The organism is Microbacterium trichothecenolyticum, assembly GCF_000956465.1.
Classification (GTDB): domain Bacteria; phylum Actinomycetota; class Actinomycetes; order Actinomycetales; family Microbacteriaceae; genus Microbacterium; species Microbacterium trichothecenolyticum.
In genome coordinates this window covers 299,454-309,997 of sequence record NZ_JYJA01000037.1, presented here as the reverse complement: position 1 = coordinate 309,997, position 10,544 = coordinate 299,454, and the positions used below count along the sequence as shown (strand labels likewise).

Below are 10,544 nucleotides of genomic sequence, written 5' to 3'. Positions count from 1 at the left end.
CCACACCCCCGCTCACCGGGTGGCGCGGCTTCCTCGCCGGCCTCGGCATCACCGTCCGCCCCTCCGCCACCGAGACGCGACACGCGGAAGAGCGGGCGCTGGTGGCCGCACGTGGGGCGGGTAGGGGACTCCGCAGCCGGGGCGGATCCTGCGAGGAGTGCGTCCGGCTGCGGAGTCGGTTCCCTCACCTCCTCTCTACGTTCCGTCGTGATGGTGTCGTCGATGTCCTGATACGGTCCCAGCTCCAGATCCCCCTCATCCGACCCCTCCTCGTCGCCGAACCCGAGTTCTGCCGTGGTGGGGAGGAGGGTGAGGTCGCCGGTCGGGTCAACGAGCAGGTGGTGTTCGCCGCGGTCCCCGGAGGTGACCAGCTCGACCGGGGTGCCGGTGCGACGCGCCTCGTCGCTGGCCCGGCGGATCACGGCATGCCGGATGTCCTCGTCACCGGTGGCGGTGACCGGTTCGGTGCGTCCGTCGGTGGTGATAAAGGTCGCGGTCGGGCCGGTGACGGTCGCGTAGGTGCGTGGGCGGGCGACGGTAGTCATGGTCACAGCTCCTCGGTCAGGTCGCGGGTCTCTGTGGTCAGCCAGCCGGCCACGGTGCTGTCGGCTGGGTCTGCGGGTTCGGGCCAGTAGTCGTCGAGCGCGCCGGTATCGATGACCCGGACGGTGGCGTCTTCACGGTCGGCGGGGTTCACAGCGTCGTCGGTGGCGAACAGTTCGTACTCCCACGGCGTTGAGGTGGCGAAGCAGTCCACCAGGTAGGAGTACTGGCCGACGTAGGCGAGGAACTCGCCCTTGCGCAGCTGCCTCGCCATCTCCACATGCGGGGCCGGCAGGTTCAGCCGGGCACGCAGCGCGGTCTGTTCTTGGTGATTGACGCGGAAGATGAACTTGTTCTCGATGTCCCCGACGATCGAGTAGGCCAGCGACCGTTCCAACGAGCCGTCTTCGCCGACGGCGTCGAGGTCGCCCATCTTGTGCAGGATGACGATGTTGCTGATCCCGTAGTGCCGGGACAGTTTCAGCCACTGCTGGAACATCTGCAGCGACGCCAGCGACGTCATGTCCCGCCATCCCTCCTCCCGCACCACATACCGGGTCCGCCGCGCCGCCCGATCCGAGATCACCGCCTGGATCCACGCGGTCGAGCACACCTGCGTCAGCTGCGCCGCGAGATCCCCGCGTGCGAAGAGTTCGGAGGTGTCGGTGACGACGATGGGGGCGTCCTGGTCGAACTCGACCGTGGACTCGTCTTCGAAGAGGCCGGAGAGGTCGCCTTCCACAAACCGGCGCAGCACGAACCGCGGCTGGATCGCCCCCTCCGCAGCCCGGAACGCCGCCTGGGTGTCGCCGGCGAGGTGCCCGAGCTCCTCGTAGACGCCGCGGAGGGTGGGGTGGTCGCCGGTGCGGGCGACGCAGCGTTCCAGGGCGTCGAGGATGGCGGCGTGCTCGACCGCGGTGAGCCGGTTGCCGAGGGTCATCTCGATGAGCGCGATGAGGGTGCCGATGCGGCGCTGTTTCACCATCTGTTCGTGCTGCTCATCCGACGTCCCGGTGCGCCGGGGGCCGCGGTCGAGGGGATTGAGGCGGGTGCCGGTGCCTCCGCCGAGCCGGATCACCCTCCCGCCTGGGATCGCTTCTGCGACGGTCACCCATTCGCCTTTCGGGTCGGACGGGACGACGACTTGGTGGCCGAACGCGATCGAGCGGGTGACGAGGGTCTTCACGGTGGCGGACTTCCCGCCCCGGTAGGCGCCGAGCACCAGAATGTTGGTGGAGAAGGTGCCCCGCTCGGTGGAGTCGACGTACGCCTCCCACGGGGAGAAGTGCCAGAGCGCGTCGGCGTTGAGGTCGACCCCGAGGATGGGGCCGCGGTGCCCGAGGCCGCTGTCGGCGACGAACGGGTAGATTCCGGCGATGTGCTGCGAGGTCGCCTGATGCGCGGGGATCCACGCCTTCGCGAGGTTCCAGTACCCGCCCTGCGTGATCCCCGGCCCGAACGGCCCCGGCACCGCCGGCTCCGGCAGGTTCCGGCCCCGCCGCGACGAACGCTCCGGGGTCTCCTCCTGCTGGGCCTGGACAATCTGCTTCTGCAGGTCGCGGCGTTCCTTGCGGGTGAGGCCGGTGGGCGTGAAGGTGGCGGCGTGGCGGGTCATCACTTCATCCCCAACCCGACCGGGATCGCGTTCACCATCAGCGCCTCGGCCTGCTGGCAGTACAGGATCTGCGCCTCCATGCCCGCCCGCGACAACGCATTGCGCATCCCGGCGATCGCCTGGTCGAGGCGTTCCTCGTCGGGGGCGGTGACGGTGAGGTAGGCGCCGTACTGGAACTCGCCGTGCCCGTTCGCGATCTCCTGCTCCTGCTGCTCCAACGCGCGCCAGTCCGCCGCATCCGCCGCCGACCCGTCCGCGCCCCGCTTGGCGCGCAGCTTCTCGTTGCCGCGCCACACCTTCTTCTCATCCCGAATCCGCTTCAACGCCTTCGACACCGGCACCGGGGTGAGAACGATGGAGAAGATGTGTGTGATCGCCTCCCCGGTGTGCGGATGCCGCGCGAACACCACCGGCGCCAGGAACCCCACAGGGCTGTCAGAGCGGGGCCATTCGTGCACCCACATCGTGGTGTGCACGGCCGAGTCCGTCACGACGATCCCGTTGCGGCCCTTGGGCTCGTCCAGGTACATGGGCCCGATGGCGGCCGGGTCCACCCCGGTGAGATGGTCGGGGCGGTTCTGCACGGTCGCGGCGAACTCCGGATCGAACGCCAACCTGCCCAACGCCGCGAACTCGCGGGGGGAGAGCCAGCGGCGCACCTTGATCTTCGCCGCCGACAGCGCGTCGGCGAGGTTGCCGGCCTCGATGTGCGCGAGCGCGACGATCGCGTCCTTCCCGCCGCCGAGGGCCTTCAGCTGGGACCCGAGGGTGACCAGGTCGAGGGTGAGGACGAGGTAGTTGCGGTGCGCGACCTCGAACCGTTCCGCGTGGTCCATCACGTCCTGGTAGTTGCGGGCCACCGGCGACTCCGGATTCAGATCCCGCACCCGCCGCACCGTCTCGTAATGCTCCCGCGCCGCGCGGATTGTGGTCGGCAGAGTGCGTTCCTGCAGCGTCACCCGCTTCACTCCCGGCCGCTGCGTGAACGGCCCCAGCACACGGTCGAACTGCTCAGCGAGGTCGAACCGTTCCGGCAGGTCGTGCATCAGGAACCCCTGCACCTCGAGCTCCGCAATCACGCTCACGGACCGATCGTGCGGGTTGTACACCGCGGCCGTCCCGCCCGCGTCCCACAGCTGGATCGACGCCCGGGTGCCCGGCAGGTTCAGTGTTCCCGTGAGGCGGGGCTGTTCGGGGCGGAAGGTCTGCGTCGTGGCACCGGCGGTGTGACGGACCTGCTTCATCAGCCACAAGCCCGCCATCCGTGGCGTGGAGACGCCGTGGATGCTGGTCAGCGCGGTGATCCCGAACAACAGGTACAACGGGGCACCGTAGAGCAGGCCGAGGGGCCCGAACCGGTTCACGAAGATCAGCACGACCAGGGCGGCGCCGGTGAGGAAGCCGATCTGCCACCCGTCCATGCCCATGACAACGCCCTGCCGGGACCGGCGCGGCAACCGCACCGGACGCAGATACTCGGGTGTCGTGCTCATGACGGGCTCCCCTCAGGGCGAGGCGGTTGCGGTTGCGGTGACGACGGCGACCTCACCGTCTGCGACCCCTGGGTGGACGGCGTCGACGTCCGGCCACCATCCGGGGCGGGGGTGCGGCCCTGCGCCGGCGCGGTGGCGCCGCGCGGTGCGTTCGCCTGCCCGGAGCGCACCTGCGTTGGCTTTGCGGCCGGACCACTGGACGACGGTCCGGAGCCGGACAGTCGGACTCCGGACGGGAGACCGCCGAGGCGGGTGGGGATGGCCGCGACGCCGCGGGCGCCGTTCGCGGCCATCCGTCCGCCGTGGGAGCCGAGCCGGGACCCGATGCTGTCGGCGGCGACCGCGCCGGTGAAACTGAACAGCCCGAAGATCGCGAACGGCGCGAACGCCACCAGCACCAGACCGATCAGCAGCGGCCACGACTGCGGGTTCCAGATCGTCTTCACCGAGGCAAGTCCCTGCACGATGAGGGTGACGAACCCGATCGTGAGCGGTGCGGTCAGCAGCAGCACCATCACCGCGGACAGGTAGCCGACGACCCACTGCGGGCCGATGCGACGCACCGGGAACAGCATCCACGCCACTGGGCCGACCATGATGAGCGCGGCGAGCGCGATGTTGCGGAACGCGAACACCAACATCAGCAAGAACATCCCCAACATCAGCAGCCCATGGATCAGAAACGCGAAGAAGTAGTTCGCCTGCCCGCCCGCCCACATCACCGACTGCAACGTCGAGTACAACGACGCCGGCCCATCCCCGTTGAGGATGTACCAGGTCATGTCGTCGACCGCGTTCAGCAGATGTCCGGTCAGCCACAGCGTGAGCGGCACCGCGGGAATCGCGATGAACGTCCGCACCAGCGCGCCGACCAGCTCGTCCCGGTCGCCCGAGACCACCGCGGCGGCGATCGCCCACACCATCGCCCCGAACGTGATGATCAGGATCGCCCACTGCCAGAACGACCACTGATCCACCGCCGCCGACCACAACAACGTTGACGTGTCGAACCGCATATTGTCCGCCACCAAGAACATCACTCCGGTCGCCGTCAACGCCATCCCGCGCCCCGCGTTCTCAAACGTGAGGCACACCGCATCGCCAAGGCTGCACCCGTACTTCACTGTGAGAGCCTTTCCGCCGTCGGCTTGAATCGCCGGGATGTGCCCTTCATACGTCGTGCAGACGGTGGCCTTCTGACCCGCAAGGGCAACGCCCATGAAGCACTGCTGCGCGGTGACCTTGGTCGGATCTGTCGGCGTGCAGGTGACTTGCCCGCTGGCGGTCTGGCAATCGACCGGCGCTGCGGGGGCCGACCACGGTTCTCCCGTCACGGTGGCCAGCGACACCGGAGCCGCAGTTTCGACCAGGGCCGCATGGGCTGCGGTGCCTGATCCGAGCACGAGCGAGAGACCTGTAGCGAGGCCGAGCCGGAGCACCCAGCGGAGGTTCATCAGAAGCCGAAGTCGAAGTTCACGAACCAGGCGAACAGGCCGGATGCGGCACCGAGCACGGCGGCGGCGATGAAGATCCACAGGATGTTCTCGCCGGCCCAGGTCCGCACCCGATCGTTCGCAAGACCCCGGAATGCCAGCGCGGCGCCGGCGATGATCAACATGACGAGCACCACGAGCATTGCGCCGGCGAGGATGTAGGACGCGACGACTTGGAAGCCTTGGAAGAATGGGGCGGAGAAGTCCGGTTGGATGTCTGGAACGTCGACATCACCCGGAACGATGTGCGTGCGCATGGGCTGCTCCTTGCTGGTTGCTATTTCAGTTGCAGGCCTTGGCTGGCCATGAACGGCTCCGGAGCTACCGGAGTTCCGGACTTCTGAACTTCGAAATGCAGATGGCACCCGAACGACTTGCCGGTGTTGCCCTCCGCCCCCAGCGGTGTCCCCGAGGTGACCTGGTCGCCGACGGAGACGCGTAGTGATCCCCATTGCATGTGCCCGTAGAGCGTGACTAGCGCATCCCCGTGATCGATGCGGACCGTGTTGCCGTAGCCCTGCCACGACCCGGCGGTGATCACCCGGCCGGGACCCGCGGCGTAGATGGTGGCGCCGCAGCCTTGGGCCATGTCGTAGCCCTGGTGGTTGGTGGAGCAGTAGCCGCAGCCGTGCACCGGGTTGTAGCCGAAACCACGTCCCTTCGAATAGAAGCCGGCCAGCGGGAACGCCCACTCGCCGCTCGCGACCGGGACGGCCTCAACCTTCGTCGGCACCGAGCCGGCTGCGCTGCCCGCGACGGCGAACGGGATCACCAGCAACGGGGTCAGCACGAGTGCGGCGACGAGGGTGACGATCAGGAGTGCCCCTGTCAGGATCTTCCGGCCAGTCCTCGAGTTGAGGGCTGCGGCGGTGATCACCGGGGCTCCCATGTCAGGGCTCCAACGGCTCCGTGAAGTAGCGGACCACCTTGCAATCGCCCGCCCGCTGCGCGGAATCCGGAGTCGCCACCGACCCGGGACCGCACAGCACCTGCACGCTCACACGCACCTGCTCCTCATACGACGTCTCCCCGCCGCTGCCGTCCGAACGGGTGAACGTCAACGTCACGTCCGACGTGCCGATCGACATGTCACCCGACCTGTCATCTGTCACCGGCACATACACGACGTCACCCGTGGTCGTTGCGACCACACGTCCGTCTTCACTGGCCAGTGAGTCCCACTCCTCCTGAGGCAGCACGACTCCTGTTCGCAACTCGACCTGCGCGTCGTCGACAGATGTCTGTTGGTCTGCTTCCGACCTGTAGCGGGTGTCGGGGGTGAACCAGGTGTCGAGGTAGTCGAGCCACTCTTCTCGGGTGCCCTTCGTGGTGTCGAAGGTGGCGGCGGCTTTGAGGGCGGCGCGAATGTACACCTCCCGATCCGTCGTGATCGGCTCCGGAAGCCAACCTTGATCGACGACCGACGCGTCCACGACGTCACCCGCCGGTGGCTCCGCCGTCGACGTCGAGGCAGTCGGCTGGGGTGTGTTGTTCCCCGTCGGACCCGGTGCGGGCTGTGCAAGCAGCGAACTGACAACGATCGCCACGATCCCCGCGATCAGGACCAACAACTAAACGGGATGGATTGCTGGACCGACACCTGGTCGGCGCGGCACAATGGCGTCATGCCCCGACTCGCGCAACCGGCCGGCTCCGAAGACGCCGAAGAACCCATCGCGCTCCTCGGCAACCTCGTCAAAGCCGCAATCCTGCGCTACGTCCGTACGAACCCGGACACCACGATGAAGCCGATCTGCGACGCTCTCGCGCTCGGCGCCACCACCATCCACCCCCGCCTCGTCGAACTGGAGACCGCCGGACTCGTCATCGCCGACCCTCCCATGAGCGAGGGTCAATCCCGCGGCGGCGTGTGGGTGAGATACCGGGTCAACAACGAAGCCGTCACCGACCTGTACCTCCGCCTCGGAGCAGCGATTGGCGAGTTCTGAGATCCAGGGAGCCTCATGGCCAAGCTCCGCCCCTGCCATAGCAGCGCCTCAGCAAGAGGGATAGCCTCGCAGCCGCTTGGGCTGTAACAGGACAGCTGCCGCGACCAAAAAATGAACCAGCGCGCTCGCATGGATTTAGTCATCTTCGGAGCGGGTCGAGGACCCGGTCATCCGCTACCAGCTGCCGCACGAACATCTCCTTCCTCCTCCATCGGCGGTACAAAGTAGTCGGGCGTCGACCGTCGGCAGCGGTGCGAAGGGGGTCGTCGAGCGCGACAACGGCCGCTGCCAGCCGTGCGGGAAGCCGACGACTCATCTCGGTCACATCGACGGCAGCTCCCACTCCCGTCTAACCTCCAGATACTCTGCAAGATCTGCCACCACGAAAGGACGCGTACCCCTCTCAACGTCGACGACGCCCTCCTGGGCGATCGTGCCGGCCGCGTCAGAGAGGGGTTATCCCGGCACCTAGGCATCGAACACCGTGGCGGTCCATTGGGTCAGGCTGTCGCCCTCGAGGCCGAATATCCCGGTCGAGACAGGTGTCGCCGTGGATCCGACCTCGACCGGCGCCTCGACTGGGCCAGGCGTGCAATCGTCCCCGTTGCAGAGCTCAAGCCTCGGGCCCTCAGCCGGTGCCGAGACGTCAATCTGGACTTTGCTCCCCTAGGCGGTCGCGGGTTGCGTCTTCAACTCAGAGCTGGCGCGCGTGTCCGGACCCGGAGTGCGTCGTCAGAGAATTCGCTTGGGAAGGCTGGGGCCCAGCAACATCCTCCAAGTCACCCACCAACCGGCAAGCCAGATCGGGGAGTCGCCGGCTCGTGTAGCTTGCCGAGCCGCGCTGAGGCTACTCCCGGCGTGATCTCCACGCGGACGTTTCAACCAGCATCAGCCGGCTTCACATGAAGTTCGATGAAGGACTCGATCGTTCGGCGCACATCGACGGTTCCCGGACTGAAACGCCACTGCAACTGGATCCCATCCAGGAGGGCGAGGAGCTGGCTAGCGAGCAGGGGCGGGTCGACGGTGGTGCGCAGCTGATCCTCGCGCGCGAGGCCTTGGAACGCTTCGGTGACCGCGCCATGGATGCGTACTCGGCGTCCGTGGAAATGGTCGTGGGCGGGATGATCGGGTGCCGCAGCCTGGGGAGCTAAGTCCAGATACAGCGAGGCGACTGTCTGCCCGGTCGCCGTCGCCTCTGCCGTAACGTTCGTCGCATGCTGGAGCAGTGCCCGAGGGTGAAATCTCAACTCTTCGAGCCTCGAAGCTTCCCAAGCATCTCGACACTCGAGCAGTGCCATCAACAGGACTTCCTTCGATGGATAGTGGTAGAGCACGCCCGCCTCGCTCATCTGAGCGAGGATTGCCACCTCGCGCAGCCAACCACTTCTCAGCCCGCTGCGCGAGAACACTTCTGCCGCCGCAGCGAGTATTCGCTCTCGTGCCAATCGGCTCTTCGCGTAAGGTCCCCGCCGCCCGCCACGTGCGTCAGTCATCGTGGTCTATGCCCGGATCAAACTGATGGTGGGGTCCAGCGCCATTCAGGCCGGCCGTCGCACGAAGCGCCCGCGGCTCATGCCCTGGCGGATCGCACCGGCCAGCTAGTGCGTCCACGATCGTGACGACCAACCCGGGCTCGACCTCAAGATCGCTCAGGCGGTGCATCGTCCACGACTCGGTGAGCGCGACCAGCGCCCCCGCTGCCGACTTCGTGAAGTGCTCTTCGAGAACTGCGCGACACGCCCGCATTGACTCATCACGAACTGCCCGAACCTGCTCGTTGAAGTTGCTGTAGGACCACATTTCTGCGAGGGCTCGGAGTTCACTCGGCTGCGCGCGCAACGGTCCGCAGATGAGCGATACGACGGATTCGCGCGCCATCGCGGGTGTCTCGGCGCGTGCAAAGGCTCGGCGGTAATCGTCATGCCTGCGTGCTCCAAGAATCGCGAACGCCCGCTCGAGGATGTCGGAGAGTCCGCTGAAGTAGCGGGTCGTTGAGCCGAGATGAACCGATGCCTGCGCGGCGATCCGCCGGTGTGTCGTCCCATGCACCCCGCATTCGCTAATCACATCCAGCGCGGCGACGAGGATACGATCCTCAGTCGTCTGACTGCCCGCGCCGGTTGCGCTACCGGGCGCGACGGGCATCAAGGTCTGTCTCCTGTGTAGGGATTACCGGTTCGAAGCGCACGGGCGGCATGGTTCGGCCGATAATCCGGTTCGCGGGCCGCAGCTTCGACCCGCGCACGGGTGCTGTCGCGCACCCGCGCACCACCCGAGATCACGTTCGAGACCGTCTGAACCGACACGCCGGCTCGATTCGCGACGTCATCCATCGTGGATCGATGCGATCCCTGGGCTGCCCCATCGTCTCGGTTTGGACGCTGCAGCCGGTGGAGGAGTCGGTCTACGGCCGCCAGCTGCGCAGCAACGGCCTCCCTGGTTGCATGCAGTTCGGCGGCCGCATCCAGGTTCATGGGTAGGCACGGTGAGGACTCATGGAGCTCGCTCAGGTGCGTGGCAACGGACGCAAGGATCCCAATATCAGTAACTGACCATGCCGAGTCGAATCCGAAGCCGTTGAGTAGGTCGCTCAGTTCCGAGGTAGGAAGTGGCCGCCTCATGTGCTCGTGTTCTGTATCCGACCTCCGGCATAGTTGGAGTCCGATCAGCACGCGGACGTCTCGAGACGACAGCTGAGCTGGGGACCGCTGGGGACCGCTGGGGGCGCGCGATCGAGGATCGCGAGTCGGTACGCTCCTAACTGAGTCGGAGGAGAAGGACGGAGGCGGGCTGGCGGCTGATTCGACCACGGGCTACGCCTGCTTGGGCAGATCAGCGGACATGATCTTGCGCATCGTGGAGGCTGAGACCCGCAGCCGCCCTGACCGCTGCGGGTCGGAGAGATCGCTGATGGTGGTAGAGCCGCACCCGGTTGCACGCGCGATCACTCGGAGCGAGTGTCCTTCTGCCAGCCAGTTGCGCACCCTGGTGGTCGCAGCAGCCGAGTCGATGAACTCGGCGGGGGAGATACCAATTCGGCGTGCACGATCTGCCCGGTACGCCGCACGGGCCGATCGACAGCTGGTGCCGTCTTCGCCGCCGGGGCATCCACGCGGATCCCGGCAGCCGAGTAGGTAGCCGTTTGACGTTCCGTGCTCGAGGGGTGTCCCACTACCGTCCCGACGGCCGGCGTTGTACTTGGCGACGTACCGGCATCGCGCTTCGGCGCAGGTGACCTTTCCGCTGCGCCAGTTTGGGCAGTTCTCGTCCTGGTTGCACCCGCGCCGATATCCCCATCGGGTGCCGTGGACCGAGGCGTCAAGCTCCAGGTCGGAGGGCAGTTGGCCCTCCGACCCGAAGTTGCGCGGAATCACCTGGTACTGCGGGAGCCGACTGAGCGCATAGTTGGATCTGCGAGCAGTCGCCGCCTCTACACACGTGAGGTAGT

Annotated in this window: 10 protein-coding genes and 1 pseudogene; 1 reads left to right on the top strand and 10 read right to left on the bottom strand. The window is 67.0% G+C overall.

What is annotated here, in order from left to right; genetic code table 11:
* The 7 genes and pseudogenes from RS82_RS14425 to RS82_RS14395 all read right to left on the bottom strand — a co-directional run.
* A pseudogene (locus tag RS82_RS14425) lies at positions 1-545 on the bottom strand (hypothetical protein); the annotation flags it as partial.
* 2 nt (positions 546-547) lie between these two features.
* Positions 548-2,158, bottom strand: coding sequence for a hypothetical protein (locus tag RS82_RS14420; protein WP_052676852.1), 1,611 nt, complete (start codon positions 2,156-2,158; stop codon positions 548-550).
* Positions 2,158-3,651 carry an SCO6880 family protein gene (locus RS82_RS14415; protein WP_157005597.1) on the bottom strand — a complete coding sequence of 498 codons (1,494 nt, stop codon included), beginning with the start codon at positions 3,649-3,651 and terminating at the stop codon, positions 2,158-2,160. The genes RS82_RS14420 and RS82_RS14415 overlap by 1 nt, the downstream gene beginning before the upstream one ends.
* Entirely contained in the window at positions 3,648-5,105 is a 1,458-nt protein-coding gene (locus RS82_RS14410; protein WP_157005595.1) for an LTA synthase family protein, read from the bottom strand. The genes RS82_RS14415 and RS82_RS14410 overlap by 4 nt, the downstream gene beginning before the upstream one ends.
* Positions 5,105-5,401: a hypothetical protein gene (locus RS82_RS14405; protein WP_045300554.1), complete on the bottom strand. Its 297-nt coding sequence runs from the start codon at positions 5,399-5,401 to the stop codon at positions 5,105-5,107. Before RS82_RS14405 ends, RS82_RS14410 begins: the two co-directional genes overlap by 1 nt.
* A gap of 20 nt (positions 5,402-5,421) precedes the next feature.
* The gene (locus RS82_RS14400) at positions 5,422-6,021 is read right to left on the bottom strand and encodes a M23 family metallopeptidase (RefSeq protein ID WP_169748708.1); all 600 of its coding nucleotides are present in this window, start codon (positions 6,019-6,021) and stop codon (positions 5,422-5,424) included.
* Positions 6,022-6,034: 13 nt separating this feature from the next.
* Positions 6,035-6,517 carry a hypothetical protein gene (locus RS82_RS14395; protein ID WP_157005593.1) on the bottom strand — a complete coding sequence of 161 codons (483 nt, stop codon included), beginning with the start codon at positions 6,515-6,517 and terminating at the stop codon, positions 6,035-6,037.
* 252 nt (positions 6,518-6,769) lie between these two features.
* On the opposite strand from RS82_RS14395, the gene RS82_RS14390 reads away from it, so the two are divergent.
* Positions 6,770-7,093, top strand: coding sequence for an ArsR/SmtB family transcription factor (locus tag RS82_RS14390; RefSeq protein ID WP_157005591.1), 324 nt, complete (start codon positions 6,770-6,772; stop codon positions 7,091-7,093).
* 878 nt (positions 7,094-7,971) lie between these two features.
* Here the strand turns inward: RS82_RS14390 and RS82_RS21130 are convergent.
* Genes RS82_RS21130 through RS82_RS21125 form a run of 3 tightly spaced genes read right to left on the bottom strand, consistent with a single transcriptional unit; the run spans position 7,972 to position 9,429 of the window.
* Entirely contained in the window at positions 7,972-8,589 is a 618-nt protein-coding gene (locus tag RS82_RS21130; protein WP_084695663.1) for a TetR/AcrR family transcriptional regulator, read from the bottom strand.
* Complete coding sequence (locus RS82_RS14380; RefSeq protein WP_052676850.1) at positions 8,582-9,241, bottom strand: TetR/AcrR family transcriptional regulator; 660 nt, start codon at positions 9,239-9,241, stop codon at positions 8,582-8,584. Before RS82_RS14380 ends, RS82_RS21130 begins: the two co-directional genes overlap by 8 nt.
* The gene (locus tag RS82_RS21125) at positions 9,241-9,429 is read right to left on the bottom strand and encodes a LacI family DNA-binding transcriptional regulator (RefSeq protein ID WP_084695662.1); all 189 of its coding nucleotides are present in this window, start codon (positions 9,427-9,429) and stop codon (positions 9,241-9,243) included. The genes RS82_RS14380 and RS82_RS21125 overlap by 1 nt, the downstream gene beginning before the upstream one ends.
* Positions 9,430-10,544: the final 1,115 nt, after the last annotated feature.